The sequence below is a fragment of the Paenibacillus agri genome (assembly GCF_013359945.1).
GTDB classification, from domain to species: Bacteria; Bacillota; Bacilli; order Paenibacillales; family Paenibacillaceae; genus Paenibacillus_AQ; species Paenibacillus_AQ agri.
Window position 1 is genome coordinate 518,286 of sequence record NZ_JABWCS010000221.1, and the last position, 21,633, is coordinate 539,918.

Sequence of the window (21,633 nt, forward strand, 5' to 3'; positions counted from 1 at the left end):
TTAAGATCTGTTGTATAATACCAAGTAAGTATATATGTATTATATAATATGGCGTATAGGAGGTTGAGGACATGAGTAAAAAACTAGCGGTAATTGTAGGTGCAGGACCAGGGGTAAGTCTGCATGTAGCACATAAATTTGGTCAAAATGGCTTTCACGTTGTATTGGCAGCACGCAATAAAGTCGCGCTTGAGGAGTTTACATCGCAATTGCGGGAAGAAGGGATTGCCGCCGACTATATCATCGTGGATGCGGGTAGCACTGCTTCTATTGAAGCTGGCTTCAAAAGTATCAAAGAGCAATATGGCTCACCAGATCTGTTAATTTATAACGCAGCAGTTATTGCTGGCGGTAAGCCGTCTTCCTTGACAAGCGAGGTGCTCACTCAGCATTTGCAGGTGGATGTTGTCGGAGCGCTGGAAAGCACACGTCAAGTTTTGCCTGATTTACTTGCCAAGAAATCCGGCACCATTTTATTTACCGGAGGCGGACTATCTCTGTTCCCTTCAGCCCAGAATGCTTCTTTATCGATCGGCAAAGCCGCAGTGCGCAATTTCGCGCTAACACTTGCTGAGGAATTGAAGCCAGAAGGTATATTTGTCGGTACAGTAACCATTGCTGGTACAGTGAAGTCTGATACATATTATGATCCGGCGATCATAGCAGATGCTTATTGGAAGTTGTATACCGAGCGCGAGGAACATGAAATTCTGTTTAAGCAGCCGTAATAACTAATCTTTTATAGAATAGATCAGGATTTAAGCCAGTCATTCTCATATAGAGTGAACTGGCTTTTTGCTGTTTATCTGATCAATGACTCACATAGAACAGTCACCTATTTTTGACGAACTGACTCACATAGGCCTTGTTCACATGATATTAAACGACGATTGACAAAATAGAGGATCTCCCTAATACTAATTGATAATGATTATCAATAATTTGAGATAAAAACCTTAAATAGAATGTGGAGCAGAACGGAGTGAAAGGCAAAAATGAAGCTGGAAGATCATATTGTCGCATGGAATCATGCTGCTGTTAAAGTATTGGACATTCGACACACTGTGATGGAGCCTGGGGACAAGTTGCAAGGCTATATATTACCTGCATGTGGATTTATCTATACTGTGAAGGGCAAGGCCAGCATGAATCTGGGCGGCATAGATTACGACGTAGACAGTTACTTTATTATGCATGGTGGCAAAGGAATGAGACTCAGCATAGAACCAGAGGAGATTTTTGAATATTACCTCTTATTCTATAGAGCTTCGTTGCCAGGGAGAAAGGATTTAGCAAGACTTTTGGAACGCAGCAATCCATTTCGGATGCAGTATGGCTTCGAGTTATTGGAGCCATTGCCATTGCACTATCAACTAATGGCAATGGAACAACTCTGGGCCCAAGGAAGTCTATTGGATAGAATCCAAGTTAAGGGCTTGTTCTATCAGTTCGTGCATGAATTAATGAAGCAGTTTACAAAGGATGGAATTAATCTCAGGCAACCGGACGTCATTGGGCAGGTTGTTCGCTATATCGAGGAGCATTATCGTCACAATTTATCACTAGAATCTATAGCCGAGCAATTTAATTACAGCCCGCGTCATTTATCTACGCGCTTTAAGGGAGAGACGGGCTTCAGCTTGATCGAATATTTGATCCGATTCCGGCTTCAACAAGCAGAAGAACTATTACGATTTACCGATGCTCCACTTCGCGCTATTGCAGAAGAAGTTGGATATAACGACGTATATTATTTCAGTCGTATGTTCCGTAAATATAATGGTCAATCTCCTATCCGATTCCGCAAGGAAAGCAGGCAGATGGTCCCATCGGAGAATTCTCCATTTACCGCCGCCGGATTGTCCATTGGCGAGAACATATCATCCCGCTATAATGTGTTTGAATATGATAATCATTATCAACACAAAAATATCGGAGGGTCTTCACCTATGCGAGTAACAAAGACATCAAGTTTTATTGTAGTGATGCTACTGAGCTTTACCTTGCTTTTAAGTGCATGTGGATCTGCAAACGTGGGTTCGAATGCCGCGAATTCTAATGGATCTAAAGCTTCAGAAGTCACAACATCAGCAGCTAATAATGCAACTGACAATACCAATAAGGCACAGACAAGAACCATCTCTACGCTGAAGGGAGATATTGTCGTGCCGGCTAATCCCGAGCGGGTTGTCGTGTTATATCTTCAAGGAGATCTTATTGCACTTGGCATTAAGCCGGTAGGTACTTCGGATGTCTTCGAAGGAGCGCCCTTTGCAGAAATGATGGAGGGTGTTAAAAATCTGGGTGCATGGTATGAGCCTAATCCAGAGGCTATTATGGCACTAAAGCCGGATTTGATCTTAGTTCCTTCTGAAGAAACTTACGATAGGGTTAAGGATATAGCACCGACCGTTTATATTCCTCAAGATACAATGGCGACGGATGAACGTGTAATGAAGATTGGCGAAGTGTTTGGTAAGGAGCAGGAGGCACAAGCTCTATTAGATCATTTCCACGAGAAGGTGGAGAAGAGCAAGCAGAAGCTTGATGAACTGGGAATTTTGGATAAGACAGTAACCATTATCGAAGGCGGCAAAAAAGAGATGGCGGTGATCGATAGCAAGCTTTACGGAAGGGGCTCTCAGATCATCTATGAATATTTAGGACTAAAGGCGCCAGAAATTATTCAGAAGAAGATTGATGGAAGAGAGAAAGCTACTGGAGGGTTTGTTTCCTTAGAAGTATTACCTGAGTACATAGGAGACTTCGTGTTCCGTTCTGTATGGGATGGGGCTGATGATTTGACGGATAATCCAATTTGGAACAGCATTCCAGCTATCAAAGAAGGTAGATTGATCGAAATTGGATTTGATTTTTCATATTATTCCGATATTTACTCTCTTGATAAACAGCTCGATTTTGTAGTTGAGAAGCTAGTGTCAGCGTATGAAAAAAAATAGAAAGCTAGATGATAGAACAACCGTAATACCTCATCTTGAGCGGAAATCGTATTTCGGTCTGTTTTTACTCCTAGGGATACTGCTGCTGCTGCTTTCGGCAGCAGCTTCTATCTCTTTTGGTTCTGCTTCCATGAGCCTGACAACGGCATGGACAGCGATTTTTAATTTTGATCCAGAATTGACTGAACATCAGATTATTCATGCCCTTCGTATTCCGCGTACGGCGGCTGATATTATTGCAGGCATGTGTCTCGCAGTAGCAGGAGCGGTTATGCAAGGCTATACGCGAAATCCGCTGGCTGATTCGGGATTGATGGGAGTAAATGCAGGAGCAGCTTTTGCAATGGCTGTTACACTAGCTTTCCTTCCAGGGCAGCTGCAGACAACTACACTGCTAGTTAGCTTTATTGGCGCAGGGCTTAGTGCAGGATTAACGTATCTTGCCTCTTCATTGAATCGTTCAGGAATGACGCCGCAACGACTGGTGCTAGCTGGAATGTCAATTACTATGCTATTTGGCGCTATAGGATCATTTATCTCATTAAACTATGGAATTGGTTATGCCCTTGCTTATTGGACATCAGGTAGTGTGGCAGGAGCGACCTGGATGGAGATAAAACTAGTTATTCCTTGGTTCTTGGGTGGGCTGGCTTTATCACTATTCATTTCACGCTCCATTACTGTTTTAAACCTGGGAGAAGAGATCGCGAAAGGATTCGGGCAACGAATCGGTTTCGTTAAGATGCTAGCTACGCTTGCAGTTCTTTTACTTGCTGGTGTATCTGTTGCACTTGTAGGACCAATCGGCTTTGTAGGGTTGATTGTACCGCATATCATGCGTTTTTTTGTAGGCGTAGATTATCGTTACATTATTCCGGCGTCAGCCATTTATGGGGGCGTACTCATGGTTGTGGCGGATATTGCGGGAAGGTTGATTAATCGTCCGGCAGAGACAGCGCTGGGCATTATTTTTGCAATGATCGGTGTGCCTTTCTTCTTGCTAATTGCGAGTAAAGAGAGGAGAGCTGTCAAATGAGTGTTGTTAAATCTTATAAGGCGACAATATGGGTTCTATCTCTCTTAATACTGCTTATTGTAGGAGCTATTCTAAGTCTTAATATGGGAAAAATGTCTCTCAATTCACTTGAAGTATTCCAAGTATTGATTGGACAGGGTCCTGAAGAGCATCATCTCGTTGTTTATAAGTTTCGTCTTCCGCGAATTGTATTAGCGATACTTGTTGGATTTGGGATGGCCCTGGCAGGTGCTGTTATGCAGGCGCTGTTGCGCAATGATCTAGCTGATCCCGGCATGCTTGGTATTAGCTCAGGTTCAGGTCTTATGGTGCTATTAATTATCTCGACTATAGGCATTCAAGGTGCCACTACAGCATTTTTATTGCCGTCTATGGCATTCGTGGGTGGTCTGCTCGCCGCAGCGCTGATTTATGTTCTAGCTTATAGAAAACATCGTATGATTTCATCTACACGACTTGTTCTGACTGGCGTTGCGATTAATGTGGGGTTAAGTGCACTAACGTTATTTCTGACGTTAAAGCTGGATGACCAAAAGTATGAGTTTGCACAGCGTTGGCAAGCGGGATATTTATGGGGAGACAAGTGGCCCTATATTAGTTTGTTGTTACCATGGGTGCTGTTATTATTCATATACATTGTGGCCAATGCACGAATATTAAATGTTTTGGTGTTAGGCAATGAAACATCGATAGGACTAGGAGTTGCTTTAAAGCGGAAATTTCTATGGCTGTCGATTGCGGCTGTTGCCATTGCTTCTGGTTGTGTAGCGCTGGGGGGCTCCATTTTCTTTATTGGCTTGATTAGTCCGCATGTGGCTCGCAAGCTGGTAGGTCACGATTACAAAGTACTTCTACCAGCTTCAGCGCTAATTGGTGCGATATTGCTGCTTGCAGCGGATACGATTGCCCGAACGGTCAGCTTTAAGACGGATATTCCAGCAGGGATTATTGTTACGATGCTGAGTGTGCCTTACTTCCTATATCTATTAATGCGGTCAAAATGAATATGGATTATGTCAAAAGTCTTTGAGCATGCTCGAAGACTTTTTGGCATACGAAAAAGATACGAAGCTGTATGACAGTGAGCTGTAATCTAGTAATGCATAAATAAGTAGTAGCAGGGCTGTATTTGTCTTACTGAGCCTAATTCGGTGTTTTGGAGAGCTGCAGAGACAATGTTATTGCATCCATTCGCGGGAGAGTACATAGCGTATCTTTCATGTTTCTGTTTTTTAACGTATAATACCAAGTAAACAGATGCGCATTTTATTTATTGGGAGGGTATACTTATGAGTACACAACAAACAGCAATTTCACCTGAGAGATTGCAAAAGGCTTTTGCAGAGGGTCTTACATTTGAACAGTTCGTCGATCAGGCTGAGGTGAATCAGGAAAGATTACAAACGAATTTTAAAGGCTTTGCGCTAAACGATGAAGAACGGGCTTATTTTGCAGCATGGGCTGAACCTGTAGATGTACTGGTGCTAGCTCACGATTGGTGCGGCGATGTTGTGTCCAATTTGCCGCTCTTTGCAAAAATTGAGCAGGAAACCGGCAAGCTGAAGCTGCATATTTTGAACCGTGATCCTGATAACTTAGATATCGCAGAATTATACCCGCATCCGGACGGCAAGAGCCATATTCCTACGTATGTGTTTTTTAATGATAAGGGAGAAGAGCAGGGCATCTTTATTGAAAGACCGGAACAAATTACAGCCTTGTTCCCTACGTGGGGAGCGCAGTTTTGGGACCTGAATCCGGAATTGGAAGGACGAAACCAAGCGATTGCTGAATTAGACCCGGCAGTGAAACAGGCTTATTATAAATATTTGCTTTCACAGCGTGCAGATACTAAGGATGTCGAAAAACAAGGAATCATCAGCATCATTCAATCCATCGTAAAATAAAGCTTTTTTACTTTAATAATACTGACATACTGATTAATACCGCCGCAGTTTGGCGGTTTTTTTGTGCAGTCACAAACGTTAAATGGTCTTTACGAATCATTTTCCTAGGAAGGACTTGTACCTCCACCCACTGGAGAATGTAAGCTGTGTTTTAGCTAGCGGCTAGCATTTAACTATAAACGGAGGTTCAATGCTTATGAGGTTATTTGAAGTTTTGATTGTTGTTTTCAATATTTTGTTGATTGGCTGGATTCTATTATTCAAGAACAAATCGCAACGAGGACCGCTTATTGGCTTCGGCGTTTCCGCCATCATTATGTTAGTGCATGGGCTCGTTGAGGGGATGCGCTGGCCGATGATTCCGGCTTATGTCATGACGGCGTTGCCACTTGTGATCTTCGCTGTCAGATTGAAGTCGAAGTCCCGCCTACCGGGGGAACAGCCTGCTCGAAAAAGATCCATTGTAAAGCTCGTCTTGCTGACCTTACTGACCGTTATTTATTCATCCGTAGCCGTAGTGTTGCCGATCTTGTTTCCGATATTCACCTTTAACAAGCCGGCAGGCCCTTACAAAATCGGCACAGTCACTTATGATTGGAAAGATGATCAGCGGGACGAAGTCCTCACGCCAGACACGAGCGACAAGCGTGAGTTAATGGTCCAAGTCTGGTATCCTGCTGATGCAAAAGCGAAAGGAAAAACCGAATTCTATCATTCTGAGCCTGATATTTTTGCGGAAGGATATAGTAAAGTTTTTAATATGCCCAAGCTATTGTTTACGGCTTTCGGTAAGGTCCGTACACATGCCATAGAAAATGCGGAAATTTCCAATGCGGAGTCGTCTTATCCGGTGCTTATTTTTTCGCATGGCCTGAGCGGAACTAAAATGCAGAACACCTTTCAAATTGAACTATTAGTTAGTCATGGTTACATTGTAGTGGGCATAGATCATACCTACAGCAGTACAGCTTCCATTTTCCAGGATGGGCGTGTGGCGTATTATCAACCGATAGACATGACATCCACGGGCCCCATGGATCAATTGAATGATCAATGGGTAGGGGATGCTGAATTTGTGCTGGATCAAGTGGAGAAGCTGGCGGCGAATGATCCGGAACATCGTTTTACAGGCCGAATGGATATGAATCATGTGGGGATGTTTGGCCATTCCTTTGGCGGGGCGACAAGCGTTCAAATGGTAATGAAGGATGCTAGAATAAAGGCCGCTATTAATATGGATGGAGTGTTATATGGTAAACTGCGTATTCCGGAAGAAGGACTGAACAAGCCGTTTCTGATGATGAGTGCGGATAGCAGCCTGGAGGCTTTACAAAGCACGGATAATAGTGAGCTCTCTGATCTTGGGAAGAAGCTCATGGAACGATTTGATCATATAGCTGACGGCGGTAATTACTGGATGACCATAAAGAACATGACACACATGGGCTTTACCGATATTTATCTGCTCTCACCATTGTTTCAATTCCTTCAAAAGGGTAATATTCGAGAGGCTCAGAGCCTTATTAATGAGTATTCGCTGGATTTCTTCGATCATTATTTAAAAAAGAAGCCACTTCGGCTACTAGAACAAAATATCGGTGAGCATCCGACGTTCACGCTTCAAAAAGACTGATATGAAAAAAAGACTTGAATCTCCACCTACTGGAGATTGTAAGCTGTATATTAGCTAGTGCTAGCAACTTACTATCAACATGGAGGTTCAATGCTTATGAGGTTTTTTGAAATTGTGTTGCTTGTTTTCAATATTTTGCTGATGGGCTGGATTCTATTTTTCAAGAACAAGACACAGCGTAGTTTTCTAATTGGATCCGGGATTTCCGTCATCCTTATGCTGCTGCACGGGATCATCGAAGGCATGCGCTGGGCGATGATTCCGGCGTATGTGTTGTCGGTAGTGGCATTATTGTTGTTCGTTGTCAGATTGAGATCGAAGTCTCGCCAAGCGGGGGAACAGCCTGCCCGAAAAAGATCCATTGTAAAGCTCGTCTTGCTGACCTTACTGACTGTTATTTATTCAGCTGTAGCGGTAGCCTTGCCGATATTACTTCCCGTATTCACCTTTGATAAACCAACGGGTTCTTACAAAATCGGTACAGTTACTTATGATTGGAAAGATGATAGTCGGGACGAGGTCCTCACGCCAGATCCAAATGACAAACGCGAGCTAATGGTACAAATCTGGTATCCTGCTGACGCCAAAGCAAAAGGGAAGACTGCGGCCTATCATTCGGATGCCAATGCATTTGCTGAGGGATATAGTAAGATGTTCAACTTCCCTAAACTGTTATTTTCATCTATAGGTTATGTCAAGACGCATGCCATAGAGAACGCAGAAATTGCAAATGCGGAACCGTCCTACCCGGTGCTTCTATTTTCGCATGGTCTGACTGGAAATAAAATGCAGAACACTTTCCAAGTCGAACAATTGGTTAGTCATGGTTACATTGTGGTCGGCATAGACCATACCTATAGCAGTACCACTTCTGTTTTCCCGGATGGACGGGTAGCCCCATTAATTATGCAAGACATAAAGTCTATTACCGATCTCGATAATGCCAATGAACAATGGGTAGAAGATGCCAAGTTTGTATTGGATGAGGTCGAGAAGCTGGCAGCGAATGATCCAGACCAACGTTTTACCGGCCGGATGGATATGAATCATGTGGGGATGTTCGGCCATTCCTATGGGGGAGCGACAAGTACGCAAGTGTTGATGGCGGATTCCAGAATCAAGGTAGCCATTAACATGGACGGTGTATTATATGGCCAGCGGCTTATTCCGGAAGAAGGGCTTGGCAAGCCGTTTATGATGATGAGTGCGGATTCCAGTGTAGAGAATATTAACTCCACTACAGAAGGCAGCCCGATCGATATGAAGAAGGAAGTCCTGCCGCGGTTCGCTAATATCACTAAGGGCGGTAACTACTGGATGATTCTGAATAAGACGACGCATATCAGCTTCACTGATTTTGTTTCGTTCTCACCACTTTTCCAATTGATGCAAGGACGCAATATTGGAGAGGCTTACAGCCTAATTAACGATTATTCACAGGACTTCTTCGATCATTACTTGAAAAATCAGCCTTTCCGGCTATTGGAGCAAAATATTGGAGAGCATCCGGATTTTACGATTTTACATGACTAATTATAACTATGAACAGCCCAAAGGTCTTAGTCTTTGGGCTGTTCGTTGTTATAGGTTATGCTACAAATTCATCTTTCGCTGCAAGTTTTGAAAGAACACGAGATTCCCTTCTGAGAATAAATTTATTTGCGGACTCATGATGGAACATAGCCTGTTGAGGCGTTCAATAAGAGGTGTACGAGTCTGCCGGGCATGTTTCATATAGGATTTTAGGAAATCCTCGTTATAGATGGTTTGTTCTACATTGCCGTATAGCGAGAACGACTCTTTAATGATCGCCTGAACTTCAGGACTGTCAGCTGGCTTTTTGGTCTCCACCGCTTGGGTCAATCGAAGATAAAAATGATCCAGTTTCTTGATCCATGTAGCTGCATCATAGCGGGGCTGAAGTTCTTTAATGAAGAAAGTATAGTTAGTGTTTTTCACATCTTCGAAATATTGAGGATCATTTAAGATTTCTTGCAGCTCATTCCAGGCGGCTATTTGTTTCGCTGTTGTTTTCTCTTGATTCACAATATATTTATTGAAATAATGCAGCATAGGATCCTGCCATTCTGGAGGAACTCCATCAAAGAGATCAGAAGATTCCACTTTCTCGACAATAAATTGGTTGCGTTTATCAGTATTTGATGCTTTAGCTTGAACGAGATCGTAAATGTAATTTATGGATGAATCCCCTTGTTGCTGCTTTGCTTGTTGTAAAATAGAGATCATATTCGTAAGCGCGCTAACCTGAATGGACAATGATTCAATCTGCCAATCGAGTGCTTTGTCAACCGATAAGGTCCCGGATAGGAGCTGACTGATGTCTTCAATACCAAAATCCAAATAGCGTAGCGTCGTAGTAAGCTCCAAACGCCGTATATCTTCCATCGTATATAACCGGTGCCTTCCCTCCGTATGAGTGGAGGGCTTAACCAATCCAATCTCATCGTAATATCGGATGGTTCTGACCTTAGAGCCAATCATTTTGGCAACTTCCCCGATTGAAAAGGTTTGTAGTTCTATATCGCTGTCTGAATACAAATGATGCGCCTCCAATGCTAGAACTTCTGTCAACATGACTAAAGGTTTAATGCAATTATACTGCGCACTGCTTATTGAATTCCAGCCGTATTTCCTGCATTAAGATAGCATCAAAAGGACTCGAATCTCACCTCTTGGAGATAATAAGGTGTATTAGCTAGTGCTAGCAACTTACTATCGATATGGAGGTTCATTTGCGTATGAGGGTTTTTGAAATTTTGTTAGTGGTTTTTAATATCTTACTATTGGGCTGGATTCTATTCGCTAAGAATAAGACACAGCGCGGCCTGTTCACTCTATTCGGGATTTCCGCCATCATCATGTTGGTGCATGGGGTCATTGAAGGGATGCGCTGGCCAATGATCCCGGCGTATGTTTTGACGGCAGTGGCATTACTGCTTTTCGTTATCAGATCGAAGTCGAAGTCTGACAAAGCTAAGGGACAATCCACCCGGAAAAGATCAACTGTAAAACTCATTTTCGTGACCTTGCTGACTGTTATTTATTCAGCCGTAGTGGTAGCCTTACCGCTCATGCTTCCTGTATTCACCTTTGAGAAGCCGAGAGGTCCTTACAAAATCGGTACGGTTACTTATGATTGGAAAGATAATAGCCGGGAAGAGGTCCTCACGCCTGATCCTAATGACAAACGCGAATTAATGGTACAAGTCTGGTACCCTGCTGATGCTCAAGCGAAGGGGAAGGTTGGGGTCTATCATTCGGACATCAAAGTCTTTGCTGAGGGATATAGCAAGGTGTTTCATGTCCCTAAGATGTTGTTTACTTCTATAGGTTATGTTAAGACACATGCTATAGAAAATGCAGAGATTTCTAATGCAGAGGCGACCTACCCGGTGCTTCTATTTTCACATGGTCTAACCGGGAATAAAATGCAGAATACCTACCAGGTCGAACAATTGGTCAGTCATGGTTACATCGTGGTCGGCATAGATCATACCTATAGCAGTACCGCTTCTGTGTTCCCGGATGGACGGGTGGCACCATTAATCCAGGAAGAAAACAAATCCATCGCTGATCTGGATCATGCCAATGAACAATGGGTAGGGGATGCCAAATTTGTTCTGAATCAGGTGGAGAGGCTGGCGGCGAATGATCCAGACCAGCGTTTTACCGGCCGGATGGATATGAATCATGTGGGGATGTTCGGTCATTCCTTCGGCGGAGCGACCAGTGTGCAAATGTTAATGACGGATTCCAGAATCAAGGCAGGGCTTAACATGGATGGCATATTATATGGACAGCGGCGTATTCCGGAAGAAGGGCTGAGTAAGCCGTTTCTGATGATGAGTGCGGATTCCACTGTAGAGTATATTCATACAAGCACAGATGGCCCGATTGATATGAAGAAGGAAGTCCTACCGCGGTTTGATAACATCACTAAGGGCGGAAACTACTGGATGATCCTGAACAAAATAAGGCATGGCAGCTTCACTGATTTTGTTCTGTTCACACCGGTTTTCCAATTGATGCAGGGAAGCGATATTCGAGAGATCCATGATCTCATTAGCGATTATTCGCAGGATTTCTTTGATCATTACTTGAAAAAGAAGCCGTTCCGGCTATTGGAGCAAAAAATCGGAGAGCATCCGGATTTTACGATTTTACATGACCAAATATAACTGCGAACAACCCAAAGGCCTTAGCTTTTGGGCTGTTCGCTTGTTTGGTTATCTAACTCCAGCTTCCGTTGCAAGTTTTGAATAAACACAAGATTTGCTTCTGCGAGCAAGTTTAATTGGGGGCTCATAATGGCACATAATCTGTCTATGCGTTCAATAAGAGGTGTACGAGTCTGCTCGGCCCGGTCGAGATAGGATTTAAGGAAATCCTCGTTATAGAATGTTTCCTCAGTATTCGCATATAGCGAGATTGTCTCTTCTATAATGGCCTGAACCTCAGGACTGTCAGCAGATTTCTTTTTCTCCACCGCTTGCGTCAATTGGACATAGAATAAATCCAGCTTCTTGATCCAGGTATCTGCGTCATAGCGGGGCTGAAGTTCTTTGGTAGAAGAGGCAAAGCCCGTATTTTTCACATCTTTTATAAACTGGGGATCGTTGATGATTTCTTGCAGCTCATTCCAGGCGGCTATTTGTTTTGGTGTGGTTTTTTCTTGTTGAACAATGCATTTATTGAAAAAATACAGCATGGGATCCTGCCATTCCAAGGGAACTCCGTCAAAGAGTTCAGTAGCGGCTACCTTTTCAGCAATAAACTGTTTTCGTTTTTCAACATTTGAGGCTTTGGCTTGAACAAGATCGTACAGATAACGCATGGAATCCCCTTGCTGCTGCTTCGCTTGCTGTAAAATAGAGATCATATGAGTAAGCGCATTAACCTGGATGGAGAGGGATTCCATCTGCCAATCGAGTGCTTTATCGACCGATAAGGACCCTGATAGGAGCTGGCTGATATCTTCAATGCCAAAATCCAGATAGCGCAACGTTGCTGTAAGCTCTAGACGCCATATATCTTCCATTGTATATAAGCGATGTTTACCCTCAGTATGGCTAGTGGACTTCACTAATCCAATTTCATCGTAGTAACGAATGGTTCTGATTTTAGATCCAATCATCTTGGCCACTTCCCCAATGGTAAAGGTCTGCGCCATATCTCCTGAATTCATATCCTCTTGATCCTGCAGTTCGTTCTCGTTGTTCGAATACAAAGGATTTCCCCCCAATGATGTCACTCTCTATCACTACTAACTATAGGTTTAGTAATCATTATACTGCTCAGATCACTCATCTTCTACTTGGGGGAATATTCCAGATCAGATATGTACCAAAACTCTCATCTGCATTTTATAAATGATGGCTGTTTAAGCTACCGCAAGCCTTTACTAAATATCCATGAGTAAAAGAGCTCTTGTTGAGGCTTGATATATTCGTAATCAGACAGTGTTGTGGCATGATCAATAAGTTCTACTGCCTCAAGCATAACTTGTTGAGGTGTTTTATCGTTAATATCGATTTCAAATTCATTGATGAGTAATGGCCTGGTTAGGATTTTTAAATACATATTTTCAAGAAGTTCAACATCGACAAGTCCACCAGTTTCGCGATTAACCATTTGATTTAAATTCTGTTCATAGTCACTACATACAAGCTTTAAGGTTATATAGTTAAAGCCTTTGAAAACCTCTGGGATATCTTTTGTTCTTAAATCGTCAAAATCTAATCCAATGATATTTTTGTATCCCAACGTATTAAAATTTTTAAGAAGCGCAACTGTATTTGACCAACAGGTTTCTTCTTCAAACGCCCCAGTGATCTCCGTCTCGCCATCAAGGGTTAAAAATTCAGGAATCATATTTTGTTCAATGTACACACTCTTGTAGTGTGTGAATAGCTGTTTAGCCAGAGTTGTTTTACCAACCCCGCATGGTCCGATAATGAAAACAAAATCTCTCATGTAATTTGTTCACCACGCTTATTAGTATAGGATGTCAGTTTATTTTTTTGTGAGCTCCTTCATCAGCTTGTGTGGATGTCATAATCAGATTGAAGCCCTTTTGTTTCATTTGTTCTTCCCAGAAGAGGAGACCTTTCGTTCCTGTTCCCTTGGCCTTTATTCCTCCTATATGCCACACTAAAATCTAATGATATTCTAACAAAATCTAATTCAATACGAATAATAAAGAACTTTTTTAAAGACTGATTTTGTACTAACCTTGATTCCTGCCGAAGAAACGTCTATCAAATTTTTTTTACAACACTCTAAGGGGCTATTGTTATCTTCTGATATTGTTTGATCTCAAATAAAAAACACTGCAAATGACAGGGAGTCTACTCTGCAGTGTAATCAAGATTTAATTAAAGGTGCAAAAATGATCTTACTTGGTGGCTTTTGCTTCTTCATAGAGGAGGCAGCGAAGCGTCTTATCCGGGTAGCGCAACTCTGCAGTATAGCTGCTGCCGTCTTCGAGTAACATTTTGACGTCAACCATACCGCGACTATCATTTTTGTCGGTATCTACCAGGTAGGCCATAGTGATTTTTCGGGTCTCTCCTTGCTTGTCAGTTACTATTTTCGTAGCCTCGTGAATCCATGTCGCATCCTTTTGGATAGCCTTGGCAGCTTCAGCGCTAATCGGGGTTCTTTTTAGAGTGAAATTAGCGGCTGTCGTGTCCACTACCGTCCGGGTAGTATAATCAATGATTACGTTATATTGCCAGAAATCTTTACCCTGTGCTCTTAAGGTGTCCGCTTTATAAGGAGCAAATGTAATTAGCCAGGATTTTTTATTTAATATCACGGCATCATTTAAATTAGCATATACTTCTAATTTGGAGACATCAGCACCAAATAGCTTTTTTACACTTGTAGCGGCGAGGGCGACGGCATCAGCCTGAACCAAATCTTTGGAATCCAGCGGTGTTACGATGTTCCGTTTGGATAGACCATAGTTTAGCCGATAGTACCAGTCCGTAGTTTCCAAGAGCTCCTCGTCAGTCAATGGTCGATTCGGATAATGGATCCTGTTATTGTCCAAGTCCCAATAATACTCCGATTGTCCCGGCTTTAACGGAAGGGACTGCTTGGGGCGGAGACCCTCATACAAATACTGGTCTTGCAATATTAGCCTCCGATTCGCTTCTTCCTCGGTCATCTCTCTGTTGGAGGTAAGCTCGTTATCGGGCTTGTCCGCAAAATTATAAATTTGCTGAAATTCTTCTTGGGTCATCAGCTGCTCCAACTCTTTGTTCACGTCGGAGACCGTAGTCTTTGCTGTTTCTGCCTCTACCTTTAATACAGGCGTCTTGCTGCTGGTCAAGGTCTGCTTGCCCGTGTCCTGCACGACAGGAATACTCTTGGCAACGCTGGTATTCACAAATCCTGGGACAATCATTGCGCTGACCACCAAAACGCTACCAGAGAACAAAAGCACTGTAAGTGTAGTTGCAATCTTCTTGTTGTTCATTAACTTAACCTCCATAGGGATTGGATGATGAATCTACCTAACCTTAATCCAAAGATGTTATAGAGTAGGAGGGCAGTTGTTATGAAGTTGTAAAAAGATACGTACGCAAGTCCCCTTGCCAAGGTCAGAGTCTAATGTTAACCTGGCCTGATGTGCTTCGGCAATTTGCCGGCATAAGGATAATCCCAGGCCAGCGCCGCCGTACTCGCGTGAACGCGCCTGATCTCCCCGGTAGAATGGTTCAAATACGCGTTTAGCCTGTTCTGCCGAGAGTCCGGCACCCGTATCGCGGATTTCCAGCACGGCTTCTCCTTTCAGCTCATAGGCCAGCATATAGATCTCGCTACCGCGCTTGGAGGCATGAATCGCATTTTCAATGAGATTGACTAAAAAAGAAGCCAGCAAATCTGCGTCTCCCCAAACAGTAGCGATCTTATGCTGAACAAGAAGTCGTATGTCTGCACTCACTAATTTGGGGTGTTCCGTGTGTTGGACCGTTTGAAACAGTTCCGGAATGTCCACCTGCCGGAGTGTCAACGGTTGATGCCGGAGGACAGACAAATCCAGCAGCTTAAAGGCCAGGTTCTTGAGACGGAGAGTTTCGCTAAGAATATAGTCGCCCGCAGTTTGCTGTTCTTCCTGTCCAATGTTGGCCGTGGTCAGAAACTCGGCGAATCCCTGCATGCTGGTCAACGGTGTACGCAATTCATGGGCCAAATTATCTACCATCCGCTGTTTCTCCTCAGCCATGTCCGAGAGTTCGGTGACCCGCTGCTCCACAGCCTCTGCCATCCGGTTGAAGTTCAAGGCCAGTTCGCCAAATTCATCCTTACTGTGCAGCTCTACCCGTTTCGTATAGTCACCTTCGGCGATCGTTTTGCTGGTCTCTGAGAGGAGCTTCAGAGGCTTACTTAGCTGCCGGATCAGCAGATAAAGCAGTAGCAGCAGAACTGGACCCGCAATCAGGTTAATCATTACAAAAAAGCGGTTCAGCTCCTGTTGCTTGGCGAAGAGCTCGCTGATTTCACGCTGATAGACAAGCCGCAAATGCTGGTAAGGAGCAGGAAGCGGGGTGGAGAGCTGAATAGACCGAGCGTCTAAGGCTTCAGTCTCGCTGCCGTTTCCCGGGCTTTGCGCTGTGAATTTTTCATTCTGGGGAGGATAAATCATCCCGTCGCTATCCCAGAGCTGCAAATAGATTCCTTGCTTATGATAATAATCGCCATAGGATTGAGCCACGCTGGCCAGTAGAATAGGAGTCAATGGGTTACCCCGCGCCTGAATAGAATTAAGGTTCTCATAAATATTATTGGCAATTAACAATTGATCACTGGAGGCTCTCTGTGTCTCACTATCTATATTGAGCTGCCAGCTTTTTTTCATCACCATAATCACACTTACATCCAGAGTGATGATGAAGAGGGGAAGTACCGACAGTAGAATTTTATGCCAGAATCTCATGATTAACTCTGAACTTCCAGGCGGTAGCCTAGTTTGAAAATGGTTTTGATCCGTTCTTCCCAGCCCAGTTTTTTGCGTAGCTGCCGGATGTGTACATCCACAGTGCGGGTGTCGCCCTCAAAATCATAACCCCAGGCCAATTCCAGGAGCTTTTCCCTCGATAATGCAATATTCCGGTTACGGATTAACACCTCAAGCAGTTCGAATTCCCTGACAGTTAAATCAACCGGCGTCTGATCCACCAAAACCTGCCGTTCCAGGTAACGCACCTCAACGTCATCGCAAATGAAGCTGGAGGTACCTTTTTCCCCTCTACGCAGCACTACATTGATTCTTGCCAGCAATTCAAGGATTTCAAATGGCTTGATGATATAATCATCCGCGCCCAGCTCGAAGCCTTTGATGCGGTCAGCCAAAGAATTTTTGGCGGTGATCAAAATCACTGGAATCTGCAAATGTGCAATCCGCCCCATAACCTCAAAACCATCCAGCTCTGGGAGCATAACATCCAGCAAAATCAAATCGATTTTCTCTCGCTCCAGAATTTCAAAAACCTCCGGTCCACGGTAGGCCTTGCTATATGTATGTCCAACCAGCTTCAGATTCATTGTAATTAAATCACTGATTGCTCGTTCATCTTCTACTACCAATATATTTGCCATTCCGAATTTCTCCTCCTGATCCCTTACTGATTAAGTGCTGCTTCCCGTTATACACTATATACAACTAGAGGAAGGATTGTCCAGAAAATTGGTAGTTTCATCAGACAATGTTACCTATTAGAATAGAAAAGAATATTAAAGAGAGAGGGGCATAAGTCTATCAATAGTATAATCAGCCAGGTATGGCCGGAGTGGAATGGGGAGCTGCGAAAACAGCCAGGGGGCTGGAACAATACAACCTATATAGTGGAAAAGGAAGGACGGCGCGCAGTTCTGCGTATTTATAATACGCACAGGGACAGACACAAGATTGAATTTGAGCATGAAGTGCTGCAAAAGCTGGCAACCATGAGTTTGCTTTTTAAAGTACCTTCACCAATTCTTACCTCCGCAGGAGAGTCTTTGGTTCAGTTAGAGGACTACAATGACAAATTTGCTTGTTTGTGTACATATATCGAAGGAGATTCGCCCTCAGAGGGGAATTCTGACTTTTATGAATCGTTTGGTGAAGCGGCAGGAGTGTTGTCCGTAGTGCTGGCGGATGTAAATCCGGAACTTCCTGCGGCGTATCTTCCGTATTATGAGCTGGGTCAGTCCTATCCGCTATGTACAAGGGGAACGATCAGGGAATTATACTTGAATCCTCCAGAACCCTTCATCGATCTCGCCGAGGAACTGAAGATTCTCAGTGACACCGTTGAAAAAATTGAGAATTCAATGTGGAAACTGAAGAGACTGCCGCATCAGTTGGTACATGGGGATCTGAATGCTTCTAATTTGCTAGTGGAGATAACCGCTCCCTGGCAAGTGGCTGGGCTGCTTGATTTTGAATTTTGTAAATACGATGTGCGGGCAATGGAACCTGCAGTTATCCTATCTGGACTACTGGGCAATGCGGAGAAAGATGTTGTGGTCCGGGATTTTTGGCGGGGATATAGTCGCCAGGTTCGTCTCTCTATTGATGAAATTCAGGCGATTCCAATGCTGATATTGCTGAGAAAAATGGATGTATTCCTCCATTTTCTTACCCGCTATTTGGAAGGGACGGATCAAGCTGTCGTCCTGCGTGAGCAAGTGAAGAGGTTGTCCGTAGAGGTGCCGCGGTTGGCGGGAGATACGGATTGGCTTTTGGGGATTTTGGTGGAGGATTTGCCTGGCGAAAGCGAGTGAGAGGTAAGTTACGAGGGGAGTTAATACAAAAGTGAATCCACTGCCAGAGGTCTGTGCCTCACGATTCGGTGGATTCACGTACTAATCTTATGAGGAATGCTCTTTTTTAATAGGTCAGCGGACCAATATTTTGCCTTCGCCAGCCAGCTTACGAAGTACTCCTGGGAGACGATCACGGTCAGATTCAGGAATGTCCAGTTGGATACCGTAATGAAAACTGCCGTCCTGTTCCTTATTCCACTTCATTGTACCTTCTATGTACGTAGGTTCAACTGTGAGGTTTATCTCCATGCCAACGCGCACTAGATTGTTTTCCAGATTTATATTAATGGGAAGCGATAGATGACAGCCGGAACGACTGATGTCAAACAGTACAGCTCTTACAGGCTTAGAAGTAACTGGAATCTCGTTAATAGTAAGGATATGAAGATCAAATGTAAAAGGTTCCTTAAGGGTATAGCGAAAAGGTTCGGTTCTACGATTAGTGTTCATATTCTCCTCCATACTTTTCCATGTGTATTCTAAATTTATCGACATGAAGACGTAATAAGTGAAGAGTTGGTATTTAAGGTTGACATATGTTTACTTGCCGTGTAGCATATGAAAAGTCGTCATGTTGATGATAAACGCATATTGTTCTCGTATAACTCCGCATTCAGGAAATGCTACAAGGGCGGAGGTTTCTACAGGAAGCCTATTCTTCCTAACTACGATAATAAGGAAATGCTTCAGTTCCCTTATTACGAAGTTAGGTTTATTTGCGTTATGTCAACGGCTTGGAATATTGCGGAGGTGCTAAATGAAAGATTTGAAGTATTTAATATCCGTCCTAGTGGGGGCTATGAGCTACGGTATATTATCAACAATTGTTGTATTAGCTTACGATAAGGGATACCAGTTAGGTGAAGTGGTCGGCACACAGCTGGTGACGGGCTGCATACTTGCCTGGCTGTTAGCACTTTACACAAAGGTTAGAGAAAAGCGTACACAGGGCAGACAAGTTACAGTGGGTGGTAGTTCAGCTGTAGTTAGAAGTAGATTATCTTGGAAAAATAGAATAGTGCTGATGTTGGCTGGAGCGCCAACGGTCGTAACCGGTCTGATGTACTATCAATCCCTGCGTTACGTCCCGGCTTCACTCGCAATCATTCTATTGTTTCAGTTCACTTGGATCAGCGTACTGATTCAAGCGGTCAGCAAACGCAAATGGCCTGATAAGGTCACACTGCTAACCTTGCTGTTGCTGTTCGGAGGAACGCTGCTTGCAGCGGGAATTATGGATCAGGGCGAAGCTCGTTTCAATGTCCTGGGTCTTACGCTTGGGCTTCTGTCTGCAGTAAGCTATTCTATGTTTATTATTTTTAGTGGTAAAGCTGTTCCTGAGGTTCATCCAGCATACCGAAGTGCATGGATGGTTACCGGAGGAATGCTGCTGCTATTCATTTTATTCCCGCCATATTTCCTGTTTAACGGGTTGCTATGGAGTCAGTTGCTGCTATTTGGTTTCTTGCTGGGTTTGTTCGGAGCGTTTATCCCACCTGTGTTATTTGCGATAGGTGTTCCTCATATCGGAGGCGGCATGGCGGGAATTCTAGGTGCTGCCGAGCTGCCGGTTGCCGTATTGTTGTCCTCATTCGTGCTTCATGAGCAAGTCAGCGGACTTCAGTGGGTCGGGGTTATCGTAGTGCTGCTGGGAGTTGTGCTTCCTGAGCTGAGTAAGTTGCGTTGGAATAATGTTGACGCAAAAAAAGTATAATCCCTCCTAGAGGTTGACCACCACCTTGGGCCACGCACCGCGCGCCGGGAGGCGCACGCGGTGTGGAAATGGAGCTTACCACCCTTGAAGAATTCCAGCAGCTTGACGAAGTCAGCGCTCTGTCTCCGGAATAGTAAAACCAAGAAGACGATATAGTTGATCAAAAAAACGGCGCATTCCCTCCAAACAAGGGAGAATGCGCCGTAATTACTTTACGGGACAACCGGTGATAGAATTACCGTTTTTTGATGCTCATTCTCTCGCGTCGATTCACATTATTGGTGTGTCGTTTTTTCCAAAGTCCCGGAGAACATGCATCTCATACCGACTGTATGAGAATCAGGAATAGCCGCCCAGACTGAAGGCCTCATAGTTAAGGAGCTGCCTTCTTTAGGTTGTGTTGAACCAAAGTGAAAGGATGCTATTGATGATTATTTTGGTGAGTACAGTGAATTTGTCCATCGCTCTTGATTTCCTTCAACACGGCGTATTCATTACCCCAATCACACATTGTATTTAGAACGGGTACAAAAGATTGCCCCAGCTCTGTGAGACTGTACTCTACTTTTGGTGGAACCTCCTGAAAGATTTCTCTTTTCACAAGTCCGTCTTTCTCCAACTGCCGCAATTGATCTGTTAATACTTTTTGTGTGATCCCAGGTATCAGCGCATAAAACTCTTTGGTTCGAACTGAATTTTGACTCAAAAAGAAAAGGATTAAGCACTTCCATTTTCCACCCACGATATTCATAAAAACATTTATTCCTGTATTAAAATGGATCAAATCCCGTTCCTCCTCAGATAGGCACTTAAAGGTGGCTTACCCACAATTTTGTGCGTTATTTTCCTGTTTAGTATTAACTACTATAATTTGAAAAGCAATATAAATAAAGATGGGAGCGAATAACATGAGTGTTAAAAGTATTCTGGAGCATAGAAATTCAGTCCGACATTATGACCCGAGTTATAAAATCAGCCCGGACATGCTGGTTTCATTGATTGAAAGTGCAGGCAAATCGCCAAATGGAAATAATATCCAGTCGGTGAGGTATCTAATTATAGATGATCCCCAAATCCAAAAGTCTCTGTTGCCCATCGCTTTCAATCAACAACAAGTAGCAGACGCCTCAGCTTTAATTGTGATGCTAGGTGATTATAAAGCGTTCCAGGCAGAGAATATTGTACAGATCCATGAGGAAGGTTTTCAATCCGGTTATTTCGATGAATCTTTAAGAGACTTTCTAGCACAGGCGGCAATTGATTATTATGCAGATAAATCAGACGAGGAACTTGGGATGGAATTAACCAGAGATGTAAGTCTAGCCGCAATGTCATTAGTCTTGCTGGCAAAGGAAGCTGGACTTGATACGGTGATGATGTCCGGTTATGATTCGAAGCAGCTAAAAGCGGCTTTAAATATTTCCGAAAGATATCTTGATGTAATGCTTATCGCTATCGGAAAAGGGATTAAAGCTGGGCATCGAACGGTGAGACATGAGGTCCATAAAGTAATCTATAGAAATAAACTAACTTAAAGAGAAAAA

General features: G+C 43.5%; 19 protein-coding genes and 1 riboswitch. Of the genes, 11 read left to right on the top strand and 8 right to left on the bottom strand.

Annotation, left to right across the window (positions count from 1 at the left end):
* The first annotated feature begins 71 nt into the window (after positions 1–71).
* The 7 genes from HPT30_RS29145 (at position 72) to HPT30_RS29175 (ending at position 9,069) form a co-directional block, all read left to right on the top strand.
* Positions 72–728, top strand: coding sequence for an SDR family NAD(P)-dependent oxidoreductase (locus HPT30_RS29145; RefSeq protein WP_175374738.1), 657 nt, complete (start codon positions 72–74; stop codon positions 726–728).
* A gap of 267 nt (positions 729–995) precedes the next feature.
* Positions 996–2,960: an AraC family transcriptional regulator gene (locus HPT30_RS29150; protein ID WP_175374739.1), complete on the top strand. Its 1,965-nt coding sequence runs from the start codon at positions 996–998 to the stop codon at positions 2,958–2,960.
* A complete protein-coding gene (locus HPT30_RS29155; RefSeq protein ID WP_175374740.1) occupies positions 2,947–3,996 on the top strand; it encodes a FecCD family ABC transporter permease in 1,050 nt (349 codons plus the stop codon). Before HPT30_RS29150 ends, HPT30_RS29155 begins: the two co-directional genes overlap by 14 nt.
* Positions 3,993–5,000, top strand: coding sequence for a FecCD family ABC transporter permease (locus HPT30_RS29160; RefSeq protein ID WP_175374741.1), 1,008 nt, complete (start codon positions 3,993–3,995; stop codon positions 4,998–5,000). The genes HPT30_RS29155 and HPT30_RS29160 overlap by 4 nt, the downstream gene beginning before the upstream one ends.
* Before the next feature lie 285 nt (positions 5,001–5,285).
* Entirely contained in the window at positions 5,286–5,903 is a 618-nt protein-coding gene (locus HPT30_RS29165; RefSeq protein WP_175374742.1) for a thioredoxin family protein, read from the top strand.
* Positions 5,904–6,099: 196 nt separating this feature from the next.
* Positions 6,100–7,536 carry an alpha/beta hydrolase family protein gene (locus tag HPT30_RS29170; RefSeq protein WP_175374743.1) on the top strand — a complete coding sequence of 479 codons (1,437 nt, stop codon included), beginning with the start codon at positions 6,100–6,102 and terminating at the stop codon, positions 7,534–7,536.
* Between the two features lie 96 nt (positions 7,537–7,632).
* Positions 7,633–9,069, top strand: coding sequence for an alpha/beta hydrolase family protein (locus HPT30_RS29175; protein ID WP_175374744.1), 1,437 nt, complete (start codon positions 7,633–7,635; stop codon positions 9,067–9,069).
* A 60-nt stretch (positions 9,070–9,129) separates the two neighbouring features.
* Here the strand turns inward: HPT30_RS29175 and HPT30_RS29180 are convergent, their stop codons facing one another.
* Positions 9,130–10,110 carry a MerR family transcriptional regulator gene (locus tag HPT30_RS29180; RefSeq protein WP_246317514.1) on the bottom strand — a complete coding sequence of 327 codons (981 nt, stop codon included), beginning with the start codon at positions 10,108–10,110 and terminating at the stop codon, positions 9,130–9,132.
* A gap of 185 nt (positions 10,111–10,295) precedes the next feature.
* Between HPT30_RS29180 and HPT30_RS29185 the strand changes: the two genes are divergently transcribed.
* Positions 10,296–11,735, top strand: coding sequence for an alpha/beta hydrolase (locus HPT30_RS29185; RefSeq protein WP_175374746.1), 1,440 nt, complete (start codon positions 10,296–10,298; stop codon positions 11,733–11,735).
* A 20-nt stretch (positions 11,736–11,755) separates the two neighbouring features.
* On the opposite strand, the gene HPT30_RS29190 is transcribed toward HPT30_RS29185, so the two are convergent.
* The 5 genes from HPT30_RS29190 to HPT30_RS29210 form a co-directional block, all read right to left on the bottom strand.
* On the bottom strand, positions 11,756–12,742 hold the full coding sequence (locus HPT30_RS29190) for a MerR family transcriptional regulator (protein WP_246317516.1): 987 nt from the start codon (positions 12,740–12,742) through the stop codon (positions 11,756–11,758).
* A gap of 200 nt (positions 12,743–12,942) precedes the next feature.
* Complete coding sequence (locus HPT30_RS29195; protein ID WP_175374748.1) at positions 12,943–13,530, bottom strand: hypothetical protein; 588 nt, start codon at positions 13,528–13,530, stop codon at positions 12,943–12,945.
* Between the two features lie 421 nt (positions 13,531–13,951).
* Positions 13,952–15,040: a hypothetical protein gene (locus tag HPT30_RS29200; RefSeq protein WP_246317518.1), complete on the bottom strand. Its 1,089-nt coding sequence runs from the start codon at positions 15,038–15,040 to the stop codon at positions 13,952–13,954.
* Between the two features lie 57 nt (positions 15,041–15,097).
* Complete coding sequence (locus HPT30_RS29205) at positions 15,098–16,501, bottom strand: HAMP domain-containing sensor histidine kinase (RefSeq protein ID WP_175374750.1); 1,404 nt, start codon at positions 16,499–16,501, stop codon at positions 15,098–15,100.
* Between the two features lie 2 nt (positions 16,502–16,503).
* Positions 16,504–17,163 (bottom strand): response regulator transcription factor, encoded by a 660-nt coding sequence (locus HPT30_RS29210; RefSeq protein ID WP_175374751.1) that lies wholly within the window; start codon positions 17,161–17,163, stop codon positions 16,504–16,506.
* Positions 17,164–17,367: 204 nt separating this feature from the next.
* Between HPT30_RS29210 and HPT30_RS29215 the strand changes: the two genes are divergently transcribed.
* Positions 17,368–18,333 (top strand): phosphotransferase, encoded by a 966-nt coding sequence (locus tag HPT30_RS29215; RefSeq protein WP_217622568.1) that lies wholly within the window; start codon positions 17,368–17,370, stop codon positions 18,331–18,333.
* A gap of 114 nt (positions 18,334–18,447) precedes the next feature.
* Here HPT30_RS29215 and HPT30_RS29220 read toward each other — a convergent pair whose 3' ends face one another.
* On the bottom strand, positions 18,448–18,825 hold the full coding sequence (locus HPT30_RS29220; protein WP_175374752.1) for a PilZ domain-containing protein: 378 nt from the start codon (positions 18,823–18,825) through the stop codon (positions 18,448–18,450).
* A 127-nt stretch (positions 18,826–18,952) separates the two neighbouring features.
* Positions 18,953–19,063: riboswitch (purine riboswitch) on the top strand.
* Between the two features lie 69 nt (positions 19,064–19,132).
* On the opposite strand from HPT30_RS29220, the gene HPT30_RS29225 reads away from it, so the two are divergent.
* Positions 19,133–20,089, top strand: coding sequence for an EamA family transporter (locus HPT30_RS29225; RefSeq protein WP_175374753.1), 957 nt, complete (start codon positions 19,133–19,135; stop codon positions 20,087–20,089).
* Positions 20,090–20,510: 421 nt separating this feature from the next.
* On the opposite strand, the gene HPT30_RS29230 is transcribed toward HPT30_RS29225, so the two are convergent.
* Complete coding sequence (locus HPT30_RS29230; protein WP_281364550.1) at positions 20,511–20,873, bottom strand: winged helix-turn-helix transcriptional regulator; 363 nt, start codon at positions 20,871–20,873, stop codon at positions 20,511–20,513.
* A 124-nt stretch (positions 20,874–20,997) separates the two neighbouring features.
* Here HPT30_RS29230 and HPT30_RS29235 point away from each other — a divergent pair, with 124 nt between their 5' ends.
* On the top strand, positions 20,998–21,624 hold the full coding sequence (locus HPT30_RS29235; protein ID WP_175374754.1) for a nitroreductase family protein: 627 nt from the start codon (positions 20,998–21,000) through the stop codon (positions 21,622–21,624).
* Positions 21,625–21,633: the final 9 nt, after the last annotated feature.